21 protein-coding genes and 1 pseudogene are annotated in these 22,628 nt (G+C 73.4%); 9 read left to right on the top strand and 13 right to left on the bottom strand.

The genetic code is table 11. The annotated features are described in order from the left end of the window. Positions 1-24 precede the first annotated feature (24 nt). Genes rsmA through BLU82_RS25030 form a run of 3 tightly spaced genes read left to right on the top strand, consistent with a single transcriptional unit; the run spans position 25 to position 2,445 of the window. Positions 25-915: a 16S rRNA (adenine(1518)-N(6)/adenine(1519)-N(6))-dimethyltransferase RsmA gene (rsmA, locus tag BLU82_RS25040; protein ID WP_092623702.1), complete on the top strand. Its 891-nt coding sequence runs from the start codon at positions 25-27 to the stop codon at positions 913-915. A gap of 30 nt (positions 916-945) precedes the next feature. Continuing rightward, complete coding sequence (locus BLU82_RS25035) at positions 946-1,830, top strand: 4-(cytidine 5'-diphospho)-2-C-methyl-D-erythritol kinase (RefSeq protein ID WP_092626258.1); 885 nt, start codon at positions 946-948, stop codon at positions 1,828-1,830. Between the two features lie 6 nt (positions 1,831-1,836). Continuing rightward, positions 1,837-2,445: an amino acid transporter gene (locus BLU82_RS25030; RefSeq protein ID WP_172885699.1), complete on the top strand. Its 609-nt coding sequence runs from the start codon at positions 1,837-1,839 to the stop codon at positions 2,443-2,445. Between the two features lie 398 nt (positions 2,446-2,843). Here the strand turns inward: BLU82_RS25030 and BLU82_RS25020 are convergent. Both BLU82_RS25020 and BLU82_RS25015 read right to left on the bottom strand, forming a co-directional pair. Next, a pseudogene (locus BLU82_RS25020) lies at positions 2,844-3,217 on the bottom strand (hypothetical protein). Positions 3,218-3,344: 127 nt separating this feature from the next. Then, complete coding sequence (locus BLU82_RS25015; RefSeq protein WP_092623699.1) at positions 3,345-4,157, bottom strand: trans-aconitate 2-methyltransferase; 813 nt, start codon at positions 4,155-4,157, stop codon at positions 3,345-3,347. 48 nt (positions 4,158-4,205) lie between these two features. On the opposite strand from BLU82_RS25015, the gene BLU82_RS25010 reads away from it, so the two are divergent. Next, on the top strand, positions 4,206-4,805 hold the full coding sequence (locus BLU82_RS25010; protein ID WP_092623698.1) for a helix-turn-helix domain-containing protein: 600 nt from the start codon (positions 4,206-4,208) through the stop codon (positions 4,803-4,805). Here BLU82_RS25010 and BLU82_RS25005 read toward each other — a convergent pair. Beyond that, positions 4,777-5,226: a MarR family winged helix-turn-helix transcriptional regulator gene (locus BLU82_RS25005; protein WP_092626256.1), complete on the bottom strand. Its 450-nt coding sequence runs from the start codon at positions 5,224-5,226 to the stop codon at positions 4,777-4,779. The genes BLU82_RS25010 and BLU82_RS25005 overlap by 29 nt on opposite strands. A gap of 48 nt (positions 5,227-5,274) precedes the next feature. Between BLU82_RS25005 and BLU82_RS25000 the strand changes: the two genes are divergently transcribed. After that, positions 5,275-5,478: a hypothetical protein gene (locus tag BLU82_RS25000; protein ID WP_092623697.1), complete on the top strand. Its 204-nt coding sequence runs from the start codon at positions 5,275-5,277 to the stop codon at positions 5,476-5,478. Between the two features lie 15 nt (positions 5,479-5,493). Further along, entirely contained in the window at positions 5,494-7,242 is a 1,749-nt protein-coding gene (locus tag BLU82_RS24995; RefSeq protein WP_092623696.1) for an ABC-F family ATP-binding cassette domain-containing protein, read from the top strand. A gap of 74 nt (positions 7,243-7,316) precedes the next feature. Here BLU82_RS24995 and sucD read toward each other — a convergent pair whose 3' ends face one another. From sucD to BLU82_RS24975, 4 genes are all read right to left on the bottom strand, one after another. Next, a complete protein-coding gene (gene sucD, locus BLU82_RS24990) occupies positions 7,317-8,216 on the bottom strand; it encodes a succinate--CoA ligase subunit alpha (RefSeq protein WP_092623695.1) in 900 nt (299 codons plus the stop codon). A gap of 12 nt (positions 8,217-8,228) precedes the next feature. Further along, positions 8,229-9,416 carry an ADP-forming succinate--CoA ligase subunit beta gene (sucC, locus tag BLU82_RS24985; RefSeq protein WP_092623694.1) on the bottom strand — a complete coding sequence of 396 codons (1,188 nt, stop codon included), beginning with the start codon at positions 9,414-9,416 and terminating at the stop codon, positions 8,229-8,231. Between the two features lie 41 nt (positions 9,417-9,457). After that, positions 9,458-12,781, bottom strand: a complete 3,324-nt coding sequence (locus BLU82_RS24980; protein ID WP_157741252.1) for a phosphodiester glycosidase family protein — start codon at positions 12,779-12,781, stop codon at positions 9,458-9,460. A 133-nt stretch (positions 12,782-12,914) separates the two neighbouring features. Then, on the bottom strand, positions 12,915-13,328 hold the full coding sequence (locus BLU82_RS24975) for a cobalamin B12-binding domain-containing protein (RefSeq protein WP_092623692.1): 414 nt from the start codon (positions 13,326-13,328) through the stop codon (positions 12,915-12,917). 454 nt (positions 13,329-13,782) lie between these two features. On the opposite strand from BLU82_RS24975, the gene BLU82_RS24970 reads away from it, so the two are divergent. Then, positions 13,783-14,409, top strand: a complete 627-nt coding sequence (locus BLU82_RS24970) for a M23 family metallopeptidase (RefSeq protein ID WP_197682447.1) — start codon at positions 13,783-13,785, stop codon at positions 14,407-14,409. Between the two features lie 51 nt (positions 14,410-14,460). Here the strand turns inward: BLU82_RS24970 and BLU82_RS24965 are convergent, their stop codons facing one another. Next, positions 14,461-15,081, bottom strand: coding sequence for a TetR/AcrR family transcriptional regulator (locus BLU82_RS24965; protein WP_092623690.1), 621 nt, complete (start codon positions 15,079-15,081; stop codon positions 14,461-14,463). 42 nt (positions 15,082-15,123) lie between these two features. On the opposite strand from BLU82_RS24965, the gene BLU82_RS24960 reads away from it, so the two are divergent. Next, on the top strand, positions 15,124-15,711 hold the full coding sequence (locus tag BLU82_RS24960; protein WP_092623689.1) for a dihydrofolate reductase family protein: 588 nt from the start codon (positions 15,124-15,126) through the stop codon (positions 15,709-15,711). A 103-nt stretch (positions 15,712-15,814) separates the two neighbouring features. Here BLU82_RS24960 and kynU read toward each other — a convergent pair whose 3' ends face one another. The 5 genes from kynU to BLU82_RS24935 are packed head-to-tail and all read right to left on the bottom strand — an operon-like array spanning position 15,815 to position 20,996. Then, positions 15,815-17,047, bottom strand: coding sequence for a kynureninase (kynU, locus tag BLU82_RS24955; RefSeq protein ID WP_092623688.1), 1,233 nt, complete (start codon positions 17,045-17,047; stop codon positions 15,815-15,817). 21 nt (positions 17,048-17,068) lie between these two features. Next, positions 17,069-18,568 carry a hypothetical protein gene (locus tag BLU82_RS24950; RefSeq protein ID WP_092623687.1) on the bottom strand — a complete coding sequence of 500 codons (1,500 nt, stop codon included), beginning with the start codon at positions 18,566-18,568 and terminating at the stop codon, positions 17,069-17,071. Next, entirely contained in the window at positions 18,565-19,083 is a 519-nt protein-coding gene (locus tag BLU82_RS24945) for an RNA polymerase sigma factor (protein ID WP_092623686.1), read from the bottom strand. The genes BLU82_RS24950 and BLU82_RS24945 overlap by 4 nt, the downstream gene beginning before the upstream one ends. 4 nt (positions 19,084-19,087) lie before the next feature. Beyond that, positions 19,088-20,530 carry a hypothetical protein gene (locus BLU82_RS24940; RefSeq protein ID WP_157741251.1) on the bottom strand — a complete coding sequence of 481 codons (1,443 nt, stop codon included), beginning with the start codon at positions 20,528-20,530 and terminating at the stop codon, positions 19,088-19,090. Continuing rightward, positions 20,523-20,996: a sigma factor-like helix-turn-helix DNA-binding protein gene (locus BLU82_RS24935; RefSeq protein ID WP_092623684.1), complete on the bottom strand. Its 474-nt coding sequence runs from the start codon at positions 20,994-20,996 to the stop codon at positions 20,523-20,525. Before BLU82_RS24935 ends, BLU82_RS24940 begins: the two co-directional genes overlap by 8 nt. Before the next feature lie 192 nt (positions 20,997-21,188). On the opposite strand from BLU82_RS24935, the gene BLU82_RS24930 reads away from it, so the two are divergent. Then, positions 21,189-22,610 carry a DUF6350 family protein gene (locus tag BLU82_RS24930; protein WP_092623683.1) on the top strand — a complete coding sequence of 474 codons (1,422 nt, stop codon included), beginning with the start codon at positions 21,189-21,191 and terminating at the stop codon, positions 22,608-22,610. Positions 22,611-22,628 lie beyond the last annotated feature (18 nt).

Raw genomic sequence — 22,628 nt, 5'->3', positions numbered from 1 at the left:
ACGGCCGGGCTATAGGCTCGGGCGGTGCAGAACGACGACACGTCCGCCGGTCCCAGACTCCTGGGGCCGGCGGACGTTCGGCGTCTGGCGGCGGAGCTGGGGCTGCGGCCGACCAAGACGCTGGGGCAGAACTTCGTCATCGACCCCAACACCGTGCGCCGCATCGTCCGGGTCGCCGGGGTCGGCGCCGACGACGTCGTCGTCGAGGTGGGGCCCGGGCTGGGCTCGCTGACGCTGGCGCTGCTGCCCGCCGTCGGCCGCGTGGTCGCGGTCGAGGTCGACCCCGTGCTGGCGGCGCGGCTGCCGTCGACGGTGGCCGAGTACGCCCCCGGTCTGGCGGGGCGCCTCGAGGTGGTGCCGGCCGACGCGCTGCGCGTCGCCGAGCTGCCCGGCCCGGCGCCGACGGCTCTGGTGGCCAACCTGCCGTACAACGTGTCGGTGCCGGTGCTGCTGCACCTCCTGGAGACGTTCCCGAGCCTCTCCCGGGTCCTGGTGATGGTGCAGAAGGAGGTCGCCGACCGGCTCGCCGCCGCGCCCGGGTCGCGCACGTACGGCGTCCCGTCGGTCAAGGCGGCGTGGTACGGGACGGTGTCATCGGCCGGCTCGGTGGGCCGCACCGTGTTCTGGCCGGCGCCGAACGTCGACTCCGGACTGGTGCTCCTGGAGCGTCGTCCGACGGCTCGCGACGCCGACGACCGCGCCGCCGTCTTCGCCGTCGTCGACGCCGCGTTCGCCCAGCGGCGCAAGACGCTGCGGGCCGCGCTGAGCGGCTGGGCCGGCTCCGCCGCGGCCGCCGAGACGGTGCTCGCGGCGGCCGGTGTGGACCCTCGCGCACGCGGCGAACAGCTCACCGTCGACGACTTCGCGAAGATCGCCGCGGCACGCCCAACTATCACCCCCTTTGGCACCTCATGAACTGCTATTTCCGGTAGGGTCTCGCTGGTGCTGAAGGTGATCGCCCGCGTCCCGGCGAAGATCAATCTGATGCTGTCCGTCGGGCCGGTTCGCTCCGACGGCTTCCACGAACTCGCGACCGTCTTCCACGCCGTCTCGCTCTACGACGAGGTCTCGGCCGTCCACGCCGACGCCGTCTCCGTCCACGTCACGGGGCCGTACGCCGAGCACACCCCCGCCGACGAGTCCAACCTCGCCGTCCGCGCCGCCCGGGCCCTGGCCCGCCGGGGACGGCTGCGCAGCGGCGCGCTGCTGCGGGTGCACAAGGACATCCCGGTCGCGGCCGGGCTGGCCGGCGGCAGCGCCGACGCCGCGGGCGCGCTGCTGGCCTGTGACCGCCTCTGGGGGCTGCGGATGCCGGAATCGCGGCTCTCTGCCGTCGCGGCCGGGCTCGGCAGCGACGTGCCGTTCTCGCTCACCGGCGGCACGGCGGTCGGGACGGGGCGCGGCGAGCGGCTGCGCCCGGTGCCGGTCGGCGCGCCGCTGCACTGGGTCCTGGCGACGGCCGACGGCGGACTGTCCACCCCCGAGGTCTATCGGCGGCTCGACGACCTGCGCTCTGACCGCAAGGTGCCGGCGCCCGCGGTGCCCGGCGAGCTGCTGGCGGCGCTCGCGTCGGGCGACCTCGACGCGCTGGCCAGGCTGCTGCACAACGACCTGCAGGAGGCGGCGCTGGCGCTGCGTCCGGCGCTGCGCGACACGCTGCGGGCCGGGCGCGAGGCGGGCGCGCTGGCCGGCATCGTGTCCGGGTCCGGGCCGACGTGCGTCTTCCTGGCCCGCGACTCCGCCGCTGCCGGCGCGCTGGCCGTCGATCTCGCGGCGTCGGGCACCTGCGCCCGCGCCGTCGCCGTCACCGGCCCGGCCGACATCGGCTGAGGCGTGGTGCCGGAGCATCCGCCGCTGGGCCGCTGGGCGCCGCTCACCCCGTCCGCCGTCGCCGCCGAGTTGGCCGGCTGGGCCGGGCCGTGGTGGATCGCCGGCGGGTACGCCCTCGAGCTGGCCCTGGGCCGGTCCTGGCGGCCGCACGATGACGTCGACGTGCTGGTGCTGCGTCCTTCGGTCCCCGAGCTGCACGACGCGCTGCCCGGCTGGCAGCTGTGGGCCGCCGACCCGCCCGGCTCGCTGCGGCCGTGGCCGGCCGGCGAGCCGCTGCCGGCGCACGTCCACGACATCTGGTGCCGCCGCCCGTCGTCGCCGGCGTGGGAGCTGCAGTTCATGGTCGACGACGTGTCCGGCGGCAGGTGGACGTCGCGCCGAGACGACCGCGTCCGCGCCCCGGTGGCGTCGATCGGACGGCGCACCGCCGGCGGGCTGCCCTACCTGCGTCCGGAGATCCAGCTGTTCTACAAGGCGCGGCAGCCGCGGCCCAAGGACGAGACCGACGCCGCCGTCGTCCTGCCCGAACTCGACCCCACGGCCCGCGCCTGGCTGGACGACGCGCTCGCGCTGACCCTGCCGGACCACCCCTGGCACTCGCGCTCCCCCCGGTGACCTTTTTCGTGGCTCCGCAATCGGGCCTCCGGCCGTGACGTGGATTGTGGCAGCTCGGTGCCTTGGCGAGGCCGGACGAGAGCGTGACGGAGGGCCTGCACGTGATCGACACCGGCGACATCGACGTCGTCCTCGGCCTGGACGTCGGTAAGGGCGGAACGGTGCTGGTCGTGGTCGACCAACCAGCCTCGAGCGGCGCCCTGCCGGTGGGCGGTCGCACGGGGCCTCTACCCCGGCGAGGCGAAGACGGAGGCGAAGGACGCGTTCATCATCGTGGACGAGGGCGGCAGCACTGATCGTCCCGAGTCTTGCCGCCTCGCTCACCGCCGTGCTTGACCAGCGCAAACTTTTCGCGATGCTCCGTGACGGAACCTTCTACGAACCCGCAGCCGTCTGCCTCAGTCACCGACCTGCGGATCTGCGAAGAGAACGACCCGATCGGCCTCGACATCGAAGCCGAGCACTGGATGGCCATAGTCGCCCTCCGGGTCCATCAGCACCGGCTTGCCCAGCCGCCGCCCGATCTCCCGAAGGAAGCCGCAGAACACATCAAGTCGATCCTGGCCCTGCAACTCCCGCAGGTCGACGTCGAAGTCGACCTCATCGTCGGCATGAAAACGGAAGATCGCCAACACATCGGCAGCCGGCCAGACGCGCAGGTCCGGGCACTCGGCATTTGCCGGACGGGACAGCGCGGCCTCCGCCCTGAGCAACGACCCCATCAAGTCCGGGTCGAAAAGGAACCCACGTCATCCCACAGCAGATCAGCCACCCCGCCATGCTGCCCGGCTCGCCGACCCAACGCACCCCCGTTTCCCTTGACCAAAGACATAGGCCCCGCGCCCGAGTTGATCTTGATTTCTCCACGATCAACTGGGAGGGGCGGCGTGGGGTAGGGCTCAGGGACGCCGGGCGAGGGTGACGGTGCGGGTGCCGCGGACGCGCAGCTCGCGGCGGCGCAGCGAGCCGGGCCCGTCGCTGTCCAGGAGGGCGGCGAGGGCGGCCGCGTCGGCGGGGGCGAGATCGTCGGCGTGCCGGGCCACCCGGCCGAACCAGATCGCCGCGTAGTCCGCCGCGGCCGGCGGGGCGGGCGCGAGGTCGAGGTCGAACGTCCGCTCGTCCAGCAGCGCGAACCCGGCCGCCGTCAGCCGCGCCGCCCAATCCGAGCCCAGCTCCGGCAGCCGTTCCGCCTGATGCCGTCCGACCAGCTCCAGCAGCCGCGTCTCCAGCGCGGAACCGGCCTCGTCGCCCAGGAACCGCAGCTGCACCGGGAACTCGGCGACGGCGATCAGCCCGCCCGGGCGGGTGGCGGCGTGGATGTCGCGCAGAACGCGGTCGGGGTCGGTGAGGTGGTGCAGCGACAGCGACGCCCACGTGAGGTCGACCGGGCCGGGGACCGGCCAGTCCTCGTCGAGGTCGGCATGGATCGTGGTGACGCGGTCGGCCAGCCCTTGGTCGAGCGCCTTGGCGCGCACGCGATGCAGCATCTCGGCGGACGCGTCGACGGCGATCACCTCGGCGCCGGCGAAGCGGTGCGCCAGCCGCACCGTGCCGACGCCGGTGCCGGCGCCGAGGTCGACGATGCGCCGTCGCTGGTCGCCGTCGGCCGCGCGGCGCACGAATCCCATCGCGTCGGCCCAGTAGGCGTGCAGCACGTCGCCGTCGAGGTCGAGCAGGTCGGCGAGCGAGGTGTCCTCGTGGTCGTGGCTCATACCGGCGACGTTAGGTGACCAGTGCGCTGATCGCATAGAGTCTTGCTGATGACGCAAGACGAGGTCGATGTCGACGCGGTGATCCGGGCCCGGATCCGCGGGCTGCGCCAGGCCAAGGGATGGTCGCTGGACGCGCTGGCGGCGCGCTGCCACCTGAGCCCGTCGACGCTGAGCCGCATCGAGACCGGCGCCCGGCGCATCTCGATCGACCAGCTGGTGCCCATCGCGCGCGCCCTCGACACCACCCTCGACCAGCTGGTCGAGCCGGTCGACGACGCCGACGTCGTCATCAGGCCGCGGCACGACCGCGGGCACGGCGCGACGATCTGGCAGCTGACCCGCGACGACGGGCCGCACGGGCTGACCGTCGCGAAGATGCGGATCACCCGGCTGACCCGGCCGAAGCGGCTGCGCGTGCACCCGGGGCACGACTGGTTCACCGTGCTGTCGGGGACGATCCGGCTGTACCTGGGGGAGCGGGTGGTCCTGGTGGCGACGGGTCAGGCGGCGCAGTTCTCGACCATGGCGCCGCACGCGATCGTCGCGCACGAGGCGCCGGCGGAGGTGCTCACGATCCTCGACCACGACGGGCAGCGGGCGCACCTCGACGCCGTCGACCTCACCCCGGAGACGTCGCCGCGCCGATGACCCGGGTGAGCGAGCGGTGCAGGCGCTCGAGCTCGGCCACCGGCAGGCCGAGCCGTTCGACGACGGCGTAGGGGATCTTCTCGGCGTCGTCGCGCAGCGCCCGGCCGGTGCCGGTCAGCTCGACCACCAGCAGCCGTTCGTCGTCGGCGCTGCGCCGCCGGGTCACGTAACCGACCGACTCGAGCCGCTTGAGCAGCGGCGACAGCGTGGCGGAATCGAGCTGCAGGGTGCTGCTGAGGTCCTTGACGGAGCGCGGCTCGCGCTCCCACAGTGCCAGCATGACGAGGTACTGCGGGTGCGTCAGGCCCATCGGCTCGAGCAGCGGGCGGTACAGGCCGATGACGCTGCGGGCGGCCACGGCCAGGGCGAAGCAGACCTGCCGGTCGAGGGCCAGCGGGTCGTCGCCGAGGTCTGTCGTCATGGTCACACTCTATCGCACACGATTGATTAGTGTGCTAAGCATTAGAGGGTGAAGAGACGCAAGCTGCCGTGGTACGGCCGGCTCACCGAGGTGCTGATGCCGTTGCTGGGCCCGGCCGACCTCGGCCGGCAGGACGACGCGCCGCCGCCGCACCCGGTCCGCGTGATCGAGTGCCCGCTGTGTCACCACCCCATGTCCGAGCACCGGCTCGAGCAGGTGGGCGGCAAGAACCGGCACTACTGCCCGGCGTGAGAAACTGGGGGCGACATGGCGCCCCGTAACCTCATCAACCTCGAGTCGGCCTCGCTGGCCTACGGCACCCGGTTCATCCTCGACGGGGTCTCGCTCGGTGTCGCCGACGGCGACCGTGTGGGCATCGTGGGCCGCAACGGCAGCGGCAAGTCCACGCTGCTGCGGGTGCTGGCCGGGCTCGAGCAGGTCGACTCCGGCCGGGTCAGCCGCACCGGCGGCCTGCGCATCGGCCGGCTCGGCCAGGGCGACGAGCTCGACCCTGCCGCGACGGTCGGCCAGACCGTCATCGGCGACCGCGCGACGCACGAGTGGGCCGGCGACGCCCGCATCCGCGACGTGCTGGCGCACCTGGTGCCCGGCCTGTCGATGGACGCGCCGGTTGGCCCGCTGTCCGGTGGCGAGCGCCGCCGGGTCGCGCTGGCGCGCCTGCTCATCGGCGACGACGACCTCGTGCTGCTGGACGAGCCGACCAACCACCTGGACGTCGAGGCGATCGACTGGCTGTCCAGGCATCTCGCCGCGGGAAACCGGTCTGTCGTCATGGTGACGCACGACCGGTGGCTGCTCGACACCGTCGCCACCACCACGTGGGAGGTCACCGACGGCGCCGTCCACGCGTACGAGGGCGGCTACGCCGAGTACGTCCTGGCCCGGGCCGAACGGGTCCGGCTGGCCGCCGCCGACGAGTCGCGGCGGCAGAACCTGCTGCGCAAGGAGCTGGCGTGGCTGCGCCGCGGGCCGCCCGCGCGGACGTCCAAGCCGCGCTTCCGCATCGCCGCCGCCAACGCCCTGATCGAGAACGAGCCGCCGGCCCGCGACCGGTACGAGCTGGCCAAGATGGCGACGACGCGGCTGGGCAAGAGCGTGTTCGACGCCGAGGACGTCACCGTGTCGCTCGGCGGCCGGACCCTGCTCGACCACGTCACGTGGCGGCTCGGCCCCGGCGACCGCGCCGGCATCGTCGGCGTCAACGGCGCCGGCAAGACGACGCTGCTGCGGCTGCTCGACGGCTCGCTCGCGCCCGACTCCGGCCGGGTGAAGATCGGCCGCACCGTCGCCGTCGCCCACCTCGACCAGGAGGTCGTCGACCTCGACCCCGCCAAGCGGGTGCTCGAGACGGTCGAGGAGGTCCGCCGCGAGGTGCAGCTGGGCGGCGGCGACACCGTCACGGCGGGGCAGCTGCTGGAGCGGTTCGGGTTCGCCGGCCAGCGCCAGTGGACTGTCGTCGGTGACCTCTCCGGTGGCGAGCGGCGCCGACTGCAGCTGCTGCGGCTGCTGATGGGCGAGCCGAACGTGCTGCTGCTCGACGAGCCGACCAACGACCTCGACGTCGAGACGCTCAACGTTCTCGAGGACGTCCTGGACGGCTGGGCCGGCTCGCTGGTCGTCGTCAGCCACGACCGCTGGTTCCTCGAGCGCGTCACCGACGCCGTCTGGGCGCTCCTGGGCGACGGCCAGGTCGTCCAGCTCCCGCGCGGGGTCGACCAGTACCTGGAGCTGCGCCGCGAGCAGGTCGAGCAGGCCGCGGCGCCGGTCACCCGCGCCCGGTCCGGCGACAGCCGCGCCACCCGCAAGGAGATCGCCCGCGTCGAGCGCGACCTCGAGAAGCTGGAGCGGCGCGAGAAGACGCTGCACGAGCAGATCGCCGACAACGCGACGGACCACGAGAAGGTGCTGGCGCTCGACACCGAACTGCGCTCGGTGCACGACGAGCGGTCCGCTCTGGAGGAGCGCTGGCTGGAACTGGCCGACGAACTCGGCTAGCGGCGACGTCCAGCAACGGAATCGGCCGGGCCACCCGAAGGCGGCCCGGCCGAGACTCTCCCGATCCCTGATGGTCAGAGCTTCTGGTAGATCTCCCGCATGAGCCGGGCGGTCTCGCTCGGGGTCTTGCCGACGGCGACGCCGGCGGCCTCGAGGGCCTCCTTCTTGGCCTGCGCCGTGCCGGACGATCCGGACACGATGGCGCCGGCGTGGCCCATGGTCTTGCCCTCGGGCGCGGTGAAGCCGGCCACGTAGCCGACGACCGGCTTGGTGACGTGCTCCTTGATGTAGGCGGCCGCCCGCTCCTCGGCGTCGCCGCCGATCTCGCCGATCATCACGATCGCCTTGGTGTCGGGATCAGCCTCGAACGCCTCGAGCGCGTCGATGTGCGTGGTGCCGATGACGGGGTCGCCGCCGATGCCGACGGCGGTGGAGAAGCCGATGTCGCGCAGCTCGTACATCATCTGGTACGTCAGCGTGCCGGACTTGCTCACCAGGCCGATGGGGCCGGCGCCGGTGATGTCGGCCGGGATGATGCCGGCGTTGGACTTGCCGGGGCTGATGACACCGGGGCAGTTCGGGCCGACGATGCGGGTCTTGTTGCCCTTCGACTGCGCATACGCCCAGAACGCGGCGGTGTCGTGCACCGGGATGCCCTCGGTGATGACGACTAGCAGCTCGATGCCGGCGTCGACCGCCTCGATGACGGCGTCCTTGGTGAACTTCGGCGGGACGAACGCGACCGACACGTTGGCGCCGGTCTTGTCCATCGCCTCGGCGACGCCGCCGTACACGGTGAGGACGGCCTCGGGGCTGAACTCGGTGAAGTCGAGCTCCTGGCCGGCCTTGCGGGCGTTGACGCCGCCGACGATCTTCGCGCCGGCCTTGAGCATGCGCTGCGTGTGCTTGGTGCCCTCGGCGCCGGTGATGCCCTGGACGATGATCCTGCTGTTCTCGTCGAGGAAGATAGCCATGACTCGTCGCCCCTACTTCGCTGCCGCGAGCTCGGCCGCGCGTCGCGCGGCGCCGTCCATGGTGTCGACCTGTTCGATCAGGCCCGCGGGCGCCGTGGCGGCGAACTCCGACAGGATGCGCCGGCCCTCGACCGCGTTGTTGCCGTCGAGACGGACGACCAGCGGCTTGGTGACCTGGTCGCCGCGGCTCTCCAGCAGCCCGAACGCGTGCACGATGCCGTTCGCGACGGCGTCGCAGGCGGTGATGCCGCCGAACACGTTGACGAACACGGCCTTGACCTCGTCGTCGGACAGGATGATCTCCAGCCCGTTCGCCATGACCTCGGCCGACGCGCCGCCGCCGATGTCGAGGAAGTTGGCCGGCTTGACGCCGCCGAACTCCTCGCCCGCGTACGCGACGACGTCGAGCGTCGACATGACCAGCCCGGCGCCGTTGCCGATGATGCCGACCTCGCCGGACAGCTTGACGTAGTTGAGGTCCTTCTCCTTGGCGCGCGCCTCGAGCGGGTCGGCGGCGGCCTTGTCCTCGAACTCGGCGTGCTCCGGGTGCCGGAACTCGGCGTTCTCGTCGAGGCTGACCTTGCCGTCGAGCGCGACGACCTTGCCGTCGGGCGTCTTCACCAGCGGGTTGACCTCGACCAGCGTGGCGTCCTCGCTGGTGAACACCGTCCACAGCTGCTGCAGGATGGCGACGACCTGGTCGCGGACGTCGGGGCCGAACCCGGCGGCGTCGGCGATCTCGGCCGCCTTCGCGGCGTCGACGCCGGCGATGGCGTCGACCGGGATGCGGGCCAGCGCCTCGGGCCGCTCGACCGCCAGCTGCTCGATCTCCATGCCGCCCTCGACGCTGGCCATGGCCAGGTAGGTGCGGTTGGCGCGGTCGAGCAGGAAGGAGACGTAGTACTCCTGGTCGATGTCGCTGGCCTGGGTGACGAGCACCCGGTGGACCGTGTGGCCCTTGATGTCCATGCCGAGGATCGCCCCGGCCTTCTCGGCGGCCTCGTCGGGCGTCTCGGCCAGCTTGACGCCGCCGGCCTTGCCGCGGCCGCCCGTCTTCACCTGTGCCTTGACGACCACCTGGCCGCCGATCTCGGTCGCCGCCGCGCGTGCGCCGTCGGCCGTCTCGACCACGGAGCCCGGCAGCACCGGGACCTCGTGCTTGGCGAAGAGCTCCTTCGCCTGGTACTCCATCAGGTCCACGCGAATCCATCCCTTGTGTCGGCCGCGATTCGAAGGGCAGCCTATCCGCCGACGAGGATCTCCCGGATCGCGGTCTCCCCGTTCACCGTGACGGTGACGGTGGCGGCGCCGGCCCGCAGCCCCTCGATCGTGCCCGCTGCAGGGTCAACGGCGACGACGGCCCAGCGCGGCGCGGTGTCGGCAGCGCCCACCCACACCCCGGCGCCGCCCCACTGCGCGGACACCGGCCACTGGACCGGCACGGTCCGCGCGCCGTCCTGCTCGACGGTCGCCGACACCGCGCCGGTCGCGCCCACGCCCAGCGTCGCCGGAGCCGTCAGCGCGATCGCGTCGACCCGGGCCCGCACCTCGGCGCGCAGCCAGTCGTCGTCGTTGCCGCGGTCGCCGCGCGCGGGCTCGAGGCCGAGCAGCGTCCAGCCGGTGAATCCGCCGTTGTCCGGGGTGGACGCCGGACCCTTGCCGGAGTTGCCGTTGACGAGGAACGGGACGCCGTCGACGGAGCCGGCGTCGAACACGCCCGCGTGGGCGCCGACGAACGCCGCGGACTTGCCGCTGTCCGCCTCGAAACCGGCCAGCCAGGTCTCCAGCATCGCGGCCTCGCGGCGATCGGCGAGCCGGCTGTTCGCCGTGGGCAGCGGGTCGTTCGGCGGGTGGTGCGCGAAGATCAGCACCCCGGTGATGTCGTCGTCGGCCGCCGCCTCGTCCAGCGCGGAGCGCAGCTCCGCGATCTGGGCGAACCCGCCGCCGCGCAGCGTCCCGAACGCGGAGTTCAGCGTGATGATCCGGGTGGTGCCCTTGTCGGTCGGCAGGTCGGCGGTGTGCTGGGTGGCGCCGAACTCGTCGATGAAGTTGCCGATCGGGCCGCCATGCACCTCGTGGTTGCCGGGCACGTAGTACCAGGGGAAGTCGACGCCGGCCAGCTCCTCGTCCAGCACGCGACGGGCGAGGTCGAAGTCGACCGACGCCGCCTCGTCGACGAGGTCGCCGTTGATGACCAGCGCATCCGGATCCTCGGCCACGATCTCGCGCAGCGTCCGGCGGGCCGCCTGGACGATGTCACTGTCCGGGTCGCGCCCGACGAACTGGGAGTCGCTCATGACGGCGACGCGCTGGCCGGCGTCGTCGGCGCTGCCGTTGGTGACGATGACGGGGTCGGGGAACCGCTCGGTGGCCGGCAGCTCGACCTCGGGCGCGATCTCGACCGTGATGTCGCTGAACGCCGTCGTGCCGGTGTAGCTGCGCGCGCCGGAGGCCTCGACCGCGTAGACGTCGCGGAACCGCAACGGGTACTGCGTGCCGGCCGGGACCGGGAAGGTGAGCTGCTGCCAGCCGGTGAACGTCGTGTAGCCGCCGTTGAGCGTGAGCAGCGTGCCGTTGGGGTCGTAGACGCGCATCCGGATCCAGGTGCCCTGGCCGTCGCCGTTCACCCACGCCTTGATGGTCTGCGGCTGGCCCGGCAGGGTGAACTGTGCCGGCGGCGCGGCGTACGCGGCCCGGGTGTTCGGCCCGGTGAAGTCGTACGTCAGCCTGATCCCGTCGCGGCCGTCCGGGCCCTCCGCCGGCGCGATCGTGCCGGTGGCGCGGGCGAAGCTCACGGTCCAGCTCGCGGCGTCGCCGAAGGTCGCAACCGGCACCTCGGTCAGGCCGACGGTGACGGCGACGCCGGTGCTCACCCCGGCCGCGGTCAGCGTGACCAGCGCCGAGCCGGTCTCGACCAGCGGCCGCACGCTGAACCCGGCGCCGTCCGGCACCAGCTCGACGACACCCTCGCCGCCGGTGACGGTGACGTCGGCCGGCTCGATCGGCGCACGGTAGCCGTCGATGTCGTAGCCGGTGAGCGCGAGGCTCCCGGTGCTGCCGGCGCCGCCCAGCGGGAGCAGCGTGGCGGTCGGCTCCAGCCGCCGCAGCTCACCGAGCACGGTGACGCCCAGCTCGCCCTCGGCGCCCAGCACCGCGGCCTCGATGTCGGCGTCGCCCGGCGCGATGCCGGTGACGACGGCGGTGTCGGGCGTGGCGCCGCGCAGCACCGACGCGACCCGCCGGTCCGACGTCGTCCACCGCGGCCGCGCGTCCACCGGCGCGAACGTCTCGTCGTGGCCGAGTGCCTCGACGGTTCGGGTCAGCCCGGGGAAGACGCGGTCGGTGTTCTCCTCGTCACCGGCGAGGACGCGGAAGCCGTCCACCTCGCCGGAGCCCTCGGCGGCGAACAGCGCCAGGCCGTTGGCGACCGAGCGCTCGCTGCCGTCGGACGGGCTGTTGACGACGGTGCGGTCGTCGGTGCCGGGGTCGCGGACCACGAGTGTGGACGAGCCGCCGCCGTCGATGTTCAGGGCGTCGTAGGCGCCGAGGTCGGCCATCAGTTCGGCGAACTCGGTCAGCGTCATGCCGCGCGAGTGGGCCTGCTTGCCGTCGAGGGACACCAGATACATGGTGCGGCCGTCCTCGGACAGCCCGATGGCCGTGCGCGCGGCCGGCTCGGTGTCGGTGAACGTGCGCTGTACGCCGTCCTCGACCAGCAGGTGGTTGCCGCCGACCGCGACGACGACGTCCTCGAGGTCCGAGCGCGGCGCGTACGAGACGTCGACGGTGTCGCCCGGCGCCAGCGCGAGCAGCGACGTGGCGCCGGCGTCGCGGCCGACCAGCACGACGGTGCCCGGCGCGATCGGCCCGGCGCCCAGCGTCGTGCCGACCGCCGTCACCACGCCGTCGACGACCGTGACCTCGGCCCGGTTCGTGGCGGCGCCGACGGTGTCGGCCCGGGTGTAGGCGCCCCACTGCGACGTGAAGACGCCGACGCCGTCAGCGGGCAGGGCGAAGGTGTTCACGCCCGCGAGCCGCAGGCTGACGCCGTCGCCGGTGACCGCGGTGCCCTCCAGGAAGACCTGGGCGAGCGCCGCGGCGCCGCTGCTGGACACGGCGAGCGCGTTCTCGTGGCCGGCGGTCGGGCCGGTGACCACGCCCTCGTCGCGGCTCACGCCGGCGCCGAGCGGCGCGTTGGAGTTGTTGATGTCGTAGAAGTCGCCGTTGATCGCGGCGGTCGCGCCGCTCGCCTCGGCCAGCGACCGGACCGTGGCGGTCGTCGTCACCTCGCCGGAGTACTGGTAGTCCAGGGTGACGCCGGCGTCGAGGTCCACTTCGAGGACGCTGCCGGCGTTCCACCCGCCGTCCTCCAGCCGCGAGAACGTCGTCAGTTCCATCCCTGGCGCGATGGCCTGCCGGCCGGTGTCGACCAGCACCGACTCGCCGGGACGGGTGAGGTCGTCCGGTTCGACGGCGGCGGCCGCCGGGACGACCAGCAGGCCGCTGCCGAACAGGGCGGTGGCGGTGAGTGCGGCGATGCGCGCGTGATCACGTCGATTCAGCACGGAGTTCACCCCATCGAGGACGGACGACCCGTCATCGAGCGGCGGGCCGCAACTCGGTGAATTTCCGGCAGACCTTACCGAGTCAGGGCATACCAGTGCTATCGGCGGAAAGGATTTTCACGCGACTTTCTGGTCAGGAGGCCTGCGCGCGGTCACGCAGAGTGTCGACCCACTCGATGATCTCCTGGGTCGAGGCGCCCGGGGTGAACACGCGGGCGACGCCCAGCTCTGTCAGCAGCGGGATGTCGGCGTCGGGGATGATGCCCCCGCCGAACACCACGATGTCGCCGGCGTCGCGCTCGGCCAGCAGTTCGAGCACCCGCTTGAACAGCGTCATGTGCGCGCCGGACAGGATGGACAGCCCGACGGCGTCGGCGTCCTCCTGGATGGCCGCCTCGACGATCTGCTCGGGCGTCTGGTGCAACCCGGTGTAGACGACCTCGACACCGGCATCACGCAGCGCACGCGCCACCACCTTGGCGCCGCGATCGTGCCCGTCGAGACCGGGCTTCGCGACCACGACACGCAGGGGACGTCCGTCCGCCATGACTACCTCCAGGAACAACACTGATCCGACGGCTGTTGTCGACAGTACCTGCAGCCGAGGCGCCCACCGTCCGTTCGGTCGAGGCGCACTCATCAGGGTGGATGACGGTTGCCCAATGTGACGCAGATCACATGTCACAGAGCGTCACGAACCTTGCGCCCGCAAGGGTGATCAAGGTTTCTCCGTCCACCGAGGTCACGACCCGATTACGGGCCACGCAGCGTTGCTTCCGGCGTCACAGTCCGTGATCACGTGGCAAAACGCTGGGGAGGAGGCGTTTGGCAGGACCCCTAGGGGGCGGTTAATGTCCTCCGAGTCCTTGTCCCCGGCGAAAGGTCCTGGCGTGTCGCAACGCTCCGGCAGCGGGCGTCACCGTAGCCGCCGCAGGCACGTCAGTGTCCCGTCGGTGGTGGGCTCCGTAGCGGTAGCAGCAGCGGCTTCCGGCGCGCTGGCCATGCCTCACGCGGTCGGCTCGACCGACAGCTCGGACGGACTCAACGCCATCGCGCAGCGCCCCCAGGAGGCGGGTCACCCGGCCGAGGCCGGCGCACTCGACACTCTGGTCGCCGCGGAGCAGTCGCTCGCGGCCGAGACCGGCGAGGTCGCGCAGGAAGCGCACACCCGCATCGCCGAGCAGCAGCGCATCGAGGCCGCCGAAGAGGCCGCCCGCGCCGAGCGCGAAGCCAAGCGCTGGCTGCTCCCGGTCGACAACTACCGCATCACCGCCGGCTTCGGCGCCGGTGGGTCCATGTGGTCCAACCGCCACACCGGCCTCGACTTCGCCGCCCCGACCGGCACCGAGGTCAGGAGCGTCTCGTCGGGCGAGATCATCTTCGCCGGCTACGACGGCCCGTACGGCAACAAGATCGTCGTGCGCCACTGGGACGGCACCGAGACCTGGTACTGCCACCTCTCCCGCTTCGTCCTGCGCTCCGGCGAGGTCGCACCCGGCGAGGTCATCGGCCGGGTCGGCTCCACGGGCAACTCCACCGGGCCGCACCTGCACCTCGAGGTCCACCCCGGCGGCGGCGACCCGGTGAACCCCCGCTCCTGGCTGCAGGAGCAGGGCGTCGACGTCTGACGCTTCCTTCTTCTTGTTCTCTACCCGGCCGGCGCGTGCCCATGCCTCCAGTCACGGCGGCCGGACGCCGTAGGCGGCCAGGAAGACCCGCACGCCCTCGTCGGCGTAGCGCTCGAGCTCCGCGGCCGGCGGGGGAGCGTCGTCGCCGGTGAGCATGGCGCGGTTCAGCGGCACCGACATCACCAGCCAGTTGAAGTGCGCCGCCGCGAGCTCGGCGTCGGGGGTGGCGAGCAGGCCGCGCTCGGTGAGCCCGCGGAACGCCGCCGCGAGGTCGGCCACGGTGCGCGCCGGGCCACGCTCGGCGAACAGCTGGCCCAGCTCGGGGAAGCGGCCGGCCTCGCCGATGACCAGTCGGCGCAGTTGCAGCAGCCGCGGCCGCATGACCATGGTCAGCTGCCGGCGGGCGAGGTCGCGCAGGTCGGCCGCGACGTCGCCGGTGTCGCGCAGGGCGGCGACCTCGGCGTGCACCGGCTCGGCCGCCTCGTCGACGGTGCGCGTCACCATCTCGGTGAACAACGCCTGCTTGTCGCCGAAGTGCGCGTAGACGGTCGGCTTCGACACGGCGGCGGTGGCCGCGATCTGGTCGATGGTGGTGCCCGCGTATCCGTGTGTCAGGAACACCTGCGCGGCCGCGTCGAGGATCGCCTGGTGCTTGCGCGCCGTCCGGCTCATGTGCCTAGACTTTACTACACGGTTTAGTTCAGGAGGCGCATCATGGGCCGGATCATCGTCATCGAGAACGTCAGCCTGGACGGCGTCATGCAGGCGCCGGCCGGGCCGCAGGAGGACACCCGCGGCGGCTTCGCCCACGGCGGCTGGGCCGCGCCCTACTCCGACGAGGTCGCGATGCGGGAGATGAGCGAGGGGATGGCGCAGGGCGAGCAGGGCGGTCCGCTGCTGTTCGGCCGCGTCACGTACCGGCAGTTCGAGGGGTTCTGGCCGAAGCAGACCGACGGCAACCCGTTCACGCCGGTGCTGAACGCCGCCACCAAGTACGTCGTGTCCAGCACCCTGACCGAGCCGCTGACCTGGGAGAACTCCGTCCTCGTGCGCGGCGGCGAGCTGGCCGCCGTCAAGGAGCGCGAGCCGCGCGACATCGGTGTGCTGGGCAGCGGCGAGCTGGTGCAGACGCTGCTCCGCCTCGACCTCGTCGACCGGTTCGTGCTGTCCATCCACCCCCTCGTCCTCGGCGACGGCGCCCGCCTCTTCCGCGACGGCGCCCAGCTGGCGCCGTTCGAGCTGGTGAAGTCCGTGCCGACGACGACCGGCGTGATCATCGCGACGTACGACCGCGCCCGCTGAGCCGGGGCGGCCGGCGGGTGTGCGGGCCGCTTTGCAATGAGCACCGATACGCATCAGCCGCGGGCGATGCGTATCAGTGCTCATTGCAAAGGCGCGCTGCCGCTCAGGTCACGGCGGCGCGGGCGACGTTCTCGGGGCGGCGGTGCTCGCCGGCGGCCAGGACGGCGGCCATGTGCTCGACCGCGTCGTACACGTCGGCGAACCGGGTGTAGAGCGGCGCGACGCCGAAGCGGGCGAGGTCGGGCTCGCGGAAGTCGCCGACGACGCGGCGGGCGATCAGCGCCTGCACGAACCCGTACGCCTCGGGCAGCCGCAGGCACAGCTGCGAGCCGCGGGCGGCGTGGTCGCGCGGCACCTCGGCCTCGACGCCGAACGACGCCAGCCGGTCGGACGCCAGCGTCAGGAACAGGTCGGTGAGCGCCAGCGACTTGCGCCGCACGTCCGCCATCGCGACGCCGTCGAACGCGTCCAGCGCGGTGGCGAGGACCGCGGTCCCGATGACCGGCGTCGTGCCGCTGAGCAGCCGCCGCACGCCGTCGGCCGGCCGGTAGTCGCGCTCCAGCGCGAACGGCGTCGCGTGCCCGAACCAGCCGGTGATCGGCTGCTCGACGACGCCCAGCCAGCGCGGCGCGACGTAGCCGAACGCGGGCGCGCCGGGCCCGCCGTTGAGGTACTTGTAGCCGCAGCCCACGGCGAGGTCGGCGGTCCACCCGGCGAGGTCGACGGCGACGGCGCCGGCCGAGTGGCAGAGGTCCCAGAGCACGACGGCGCCGGCGTCGTGTACCGCCCGGGTGACGGCGGCGCCGTCGTGCATGCGTCCCAGCCGGTAGTCGACGTGGCAGAGCGAGACCACGGCGACGTCGTCGTCGAGCACGGCGTCGAGCGGTTCCTCCGCGGCGGACCACCACCGCACCGACAGGCCGAGCAGCCGCGCGACGCCGTCGATGACGTAGGAGTCGGTGGGGAAGTTGCCCGGCTCGGTGACGACGACCCGGCGCTCCGGCCGCAGCCGCGCGCCCGCCACCAGCAGCTTGAACAGCTGCACGCTGGTGGAGTCGCCGACGGTGACGGTGCCGGGCTCGGCGCCGAGCAGCCGCTCCAGCTTCGCGCCGACGGTCGCCGGGAGGTCGTACCAGCCGTGCGCGTTCCACGACGTGATGAGGTCGTCGCGCCACTCGGCGCCGACCAGCCGGCCGACCCGCTCGGCCACGCCGCGGGGCAGTGGGCCGAGCGAGTTGCCGTCGAGGTAGATCAGCCCGTCCGGCAGGTCGAACCGGTCGCGCAGCCGCGCCAGCGGGTCGTCGCGGTCGAGGGCCTCGGCGTCGGTGCGCTCCATGCTCCGCAGCGTACGACGACCTCAGCCCACCGCCCGCTCCAGCGCACTGGTCAGCAGCCCCTCCGCGACGCCCGGCCAGTCGCCGCCTGACGGGTCGCCCATGCCGCTGAACCCGACCGCGACGACGATGTTGCCCGCCCGGGCGATGCCGACGTTGGCGGTCGTCCACTCCGAGCCCTGGTCGTCCGGGCCCGGGTCGTTGCGGACGGCCCAGACGACGGCGTCGTCGGCGCCGGCGACGTCGACGGCGACCGGCACGCCCACCGTCTGCACGCGGTCCCCGACCTCGCCGCACTGATCCGGCAGCGACGTGTGCGCGGCGACCGCCCGGAACGCCGCGTCGGCGTCGGGCATCAGCCCCACCCACTCGTAGAGCGACGCGTCGAGGTCGTGGTTGTAGCCGAGCGCGGCGACGGTGACGGCGCCGTAGTCCATCGGGTCCTGCAGGCACGGCGCCGCGGCGGCGTCGATGTCCATCTCCGGCCGCCGGACGAACCCGGCGGCGGTGCCGACCTCGGCGACGTCGGCCTCGGTGAGGAACGGGTCGTCGGCGAGCTCGTGCGGCCCGTACTCCGGCGTCGTCGGGTCGCCGGTGGGCGAATCGCTGGGCGCGTCGTCGGTGGGATCGCCGGTCGGCGCCTCCGTGGGCTCGTCGCTCGCGCCGGGACCCGGGCCGGCGCCGACGCCGGTGCCGGCGAGGTCGGCCAGGGCCGGGTCGCCCACGCAGGACGTGCCGAACACGGTGGAGCACATCCGTTCCGCCGCGGCGACCGGCAAGGCGGTGTCGATCTCGCCGCCGGCGGTGTTCTCCTGCGGCTCGGCGCGGGCCGTGACGCTGACGAGGTCCTGGTAGCGGACCAGCGCGATCGTCACCGCCTCGGAGCCGGGCGCTGACGGGTCCACGTAGTAGCGGACCATCAGGCCCTCGTCGCCGACGCCGTCGAGCGCGTACTCGTCGGTGACCACCGGCAGGTCGTCGGAGCCGCGGTCGGGCAGGCAGGTCCGCAGCTCGGTCCAGAGGCCGTCGAGTGACACCTCGGCGCCGAACCGGGCGAGGTCCTGGCGCACCGCGAGGCCGTCGGGCGCCGCGTAGGTGACGTCGGAGCGCTCGGTGATCGCGCTGATGCGGGGCAGCTCGTCGCCCGGGTCGCAGGAGAGCCCGGCCAGCCGCTCGTCCTGCCGCTCCCACCCGTCCGTCTGCGTGGCGGCGGCGACGTCGCCGGCCGTGAGCAGCGCGTCGCCCAGCCCGGCCGCCGCCGTCGTCGGCGCCTCCGTGGTCAGCGTCGACAGGCTGGCCGGAGGCGCCGGTTCGGGCGACGTGCCGAGGCCGGCGGGGTCGATGACGAGCACGCCGGCCGCGACCGCGGCCACGCCGGCCAGCACACCGCCGGTGACCTGGTGCCGGGTGCGCCGCGCGCCGCGGCGGCGGGCCGCCGACGGTCCCGGCAGCGAGACGCCCTCGAGGTCGGCGGACAGGCCCGCGAGCCGGCGGCCCAGGTCGTCGTCCGGGTCTGCCGTCACGACGCCTCACCTCCCGCCGGTAGTCCCGCGGCGTCGCCGGTGTCGGTGAGCAGGTGCGCCAGCGCCGCCCGCCCCCGCGACAGGCGGGCCTTGATCGTCCCCGACGGCGTCCCCGTCTCGGTCGCGATGTCGTCGACGCTCATCCCGACCAGGTGGTGCAGGACGATCGCCTGCCGCTGGCTCTCCGGGATCTGCTTGAGCGCCGTGACCAGCGCGACGTGGTCGGGGTCCGGCGACGGCGAGTGGTCGGGCACGCCGTGCTTGACCAGCGCCGTGACGCCGTTCTTCGCCTTGCGCCAGCGGCTGGCGGCGATGCGCCAGGCGACCGTGCGGATCCAGGCCTCCGGACTGCTGGCCTGGCTGACCGTCTTCCACCGCTGCCAGGCCCGGGCGTACGCCTCCTGGGTGCATTCCTGCGCGTCGGCGAGGTTGCCCGTCATCGCGTACATCTGGTGCAGGACGCGGCGGTGGGTGGCGTTGTAGAACTCGTCGAAGTCGGTGGTGTCGGCGGCCATCTCGTCACCCCCCGATCCGCTGCGCGGCGAGGTCGATCAGCTGCCGCATCTGGTCGGGCGTGAGCTCGTCGTCGATGAGCCCGTAGTAGACGGCCGTGACGACGTTGCCGCTGACCGCGGCGCCGTACAGCCAGGACGTCCCGTACTCGGTGTTCGTCAGTTGCCAGCTGGTGCCGTCGTAGCCGTCGCCGCTGACCGTTCCGGTGTTCTCGACGACGTCGCCGGGCTGGGTGGGCTGCTCGGCGGCGGCCGCCAGCGCGTCGTAGTGGGCCCGGGCCGCAGCGGCGTCGGGGAAGGTGGCCCGCAGCTGGTTCGCGAGCTGGCCGCCCACGTCCAGCGGGTCGCCGTAGGTGCGCTGCTCGAGGGTGGCGGCGCCGTCGGCGAACGGGTCGCGCGGCAGGCCGACGAAACCGTAGTCGGTGCTGCCGCCGGCGTCGCCGCTGTCCATGACCTCGCTGCCGTCGGTGAGCGCGGTGAGTCCGGCCTCGGCGAGGTCGTCGATGGTGAGCCAGCCGTCGACGTCACCGACGGGCTCGGGGTACAGCCGTTCCCGCTCCGGCGTCCCTGGGCAGTCCACGTCCGACACGGCGCAGAGTACGGACACCGCCTCGATGGCGTCCTCCGCGCCCGGCGGGCCGATGTACTCCTGACCATCCCAGCCGCGGAAGGCGGCGCTGATGAAGCCGCCGGCCCGGACGACGCTGGCCGACACGTAGGTGGCGGACTCCTCGGTGCGCGGCGGGCCGTGCCAGACCATGAGGTAGCCCTCGTCGCCGACCCCGGTGAGCCGCCAGACGTCGGACAGGAAGTAGTCGTCACCGCTCTGGGCACAGGCGGTGATCTCGTCGCGCAGCTGCTGAAGCCGGGCCTCGGCGCCGGTTCCGGCCGGCTCCACCCGGTGGTCGAAGCGTGACTGGACGCTGGTCTCGTAGGAGACCGCGGCCGCGGTGTCGGCGAAGTCCGGGACACAGGGCAGCCAGGTGCCGTCGGCCGGGACCTCGGCCCAGTCCAGGTCGGCCGGGTTCGGGTCGAGCAGGAAGTCGATGCCGATCAGCGCGCCGGGTGGCACGACCAGCGAGCCGGACCCGCCGCCGTCCTCGCCGTCGCCGCCGGGGCTCTCGTCGCTGGTGGGGTCGGAGGTGGGCGGCGTCGTCGGCGGCGGGGTGGTCGGCTCCGGGGACGGCGTCGTGGGGGTGGTCGTCGGGGTGGAGGAGTCGGTGGGGGTGCCGGCCGGGTCCGGGGACGCGACGAAGTCGGGCGGGCTGACCGCGAACACGCCCAGCGCCACCGCCGCCACCCCGGCCAGCACACCGCCGGTGACCTGGTTGCGGGTCCGCTGCGCGGCACGGCGCCGGGCGGCGGCCGGACCGGGCAGCGATACGCCCCCAAGGTCCGATTCGAGCGACGACAAGCGCCGGGAAAGGCTGTCGTCGAGGCTGTCAGACACGGTGGCCTCCGGTGAGAGCGGCGATGTCGCCGGGGAGAATGCGAGTCAGGGTGGCATGCGCCTTCGCGAGACGGTTCTCGACGGTCGCGACGGACGTTCCGGTCTCGGCCGCGATGTCGGCGACGGCCGCACCGGCGAGGTACCGGACGACGATCGCGTAACGCTGTTTCTCCGGCAGCCGGAGCAGCGCCGCGACGACGTCCGCGGACGCGGTGCCGGGTGGCGCAGTCGCCCGCCGCCCGCCGCGCCGCCACCGTCCCGACGCCAGTCGCCAGGCGGTGCCGCGGACCCAGGCTTCCGGGCTGGTCGCGGCGGTGACGGCGGGCCAGTGGCGCCAGGCCCGCGCGTACGCCTCCTGGGTGCAGTCGCGGGCCCGGCCGAGGTCTCCGGTCAGCGCGTAGAGCTGGTGCAGCACGCGCCGGCTCGTGGCGTCGTAGAACGCGTCGAAGTCCGCGGGCTCGCGCATGCCGGAACCTCCCCTGTGCCCATCGTTCTCCGCTTACACCCAGGAGGACTCGTGAGTGCGCACCACGGTTGCACGACTTATTCGGTGATCGGGCGCGTTTCCTCGTATTCCGATCATCGAAATAGCAGCTGATCAGGGCATGACCGGCGTGGTGCCGCCGATTCGCGCGCCCTTTGCGGTGACGATGGGAACGTGGCCGACCTGCTGACCCGACCGCTGCTCCGGCGCGATGAGCCGGCGTGGGGGTCGCGGGTCCCGTGGCTGGCGGCCATCGTCGCGACGGCCTGGGCGCTGCTGGCCGGGTTCGCTCTGTGCGTGCTGCCGGGCGTGGCGGTGTGGATCGCCGAGGGCGCGGTAGGCCCGCTCGGCGACCCGCTGCGGTTCGCCTCCCAGGCCTGGCTGACCGCGCACCACGCCGGCCTCGACGTCGGCGGAGGGTCGTTCACGCTGGCCCCGCTCGGCCTCACGCTGCTGTTCGTGCTGCTGCTGCACCGGTCCGCCCGGTGGGCGGCGCACTCGGCCGGGGTGGCGACGACGCGCGGCGCGGTCGCCGTCGTCGTGCCGGCCGTGGTGACGTACATCGTCGGCGCCGGGATCGTCGCGGCGCTGTCGACCAGCCACGACGTCGCGGGCGACCCGTTCGAGGCCGTGCTGTGGGCGGCGCTGTGGTCCGGCGCCGCCGTGGCGACCGGGGTGGCGCACGAATCCGGACTGCTGGCCGACTGGTGGTGGCGGGTGCCACCTCTGATGCGCGCGGCACTGGCCGGCGCGGGCGTGGCGGTGGCGGGGCTGGTCGGTGTGGGCGCGGCGCTGATGGGGGTCAGCCTCGTCGCGCACACCGGCCGGATCGGGGACCTCGCCACCGCCCTGGACGCCGGCCCGCTCGGCGCGACGCTGCTGATCGTGGGCTGCGCGCTGCTGGTGCCGAACCTGGTGGTGTGGTCCGCGGCGTTCGCGCTCGGACCCGGCTTCGCGGTCGGCACGGCGACCTCGGTGGCGCCGGACGGGGTCACGCTCGGCCTGGTGCCCGCGGTCCCGGTGTTCGGCGCGCTGCCGACGGACCTGCCCGGCTCGCTCACCTGGCTGGTCGTGGCCGGTCCGGTGCTCGCGGGCCTGCTGGCCGGGCTGATGGTGCACCGGCGGCTCGGCCGGGTCCCGGACCTCGGTCTCGGCTCCGAGGCCGACGGCGACGTCGGCGAGGACGGCGACGGGGACGGCGACGGCGTGGCGCTGGGGCCGGCGCTCGGCGTGGCGGCCGGGGCCGGCGCGATCGCGGCGGTCGCGATGGCCGTGCTGGCGCTGCTGTCCGGCGGATCGGCCGGTGCGGAGCGGCTGACGGCCCTCGGCCCGGTGCCGTGGGAGGTCGCGGCGGCGACGTTCGGCCTCGTCACGGTGCCCGCCCTCGTGGTCGTGCTGGTGCTGCGGTTCCGCCGCCGCCCGGCCGACGCGGCGGACGAGGCGGACGGGAACGAGGCGGACGACACGGAGCGCACGCGGGACGGTGCGGCGCATGCGGCGGACGCCGACCCGGCGGACCGGGCAGTAGACACAGCGGAGGGTGAGCCGGTCTCCGTCAGAGAAGAGGACCCACCACCTCCGCCGCCCGAACAGTAGGTCCAGGTATTGTCGCCG

The organism is Jiangella sp. DSM 45060, assembly GCF_900105175.1.
Taxonomy (GTDB): domain Bacteria; phylum Actinomycetota; class Actinomycetes; order Jiangellales; family Jiangellaceae; genus Jiangella.
The sequence above is the reverse complement of the archived record's forward strand: the minus strand, read 5'-3'. Positions and strand labels throughout refer to the sequence as shown.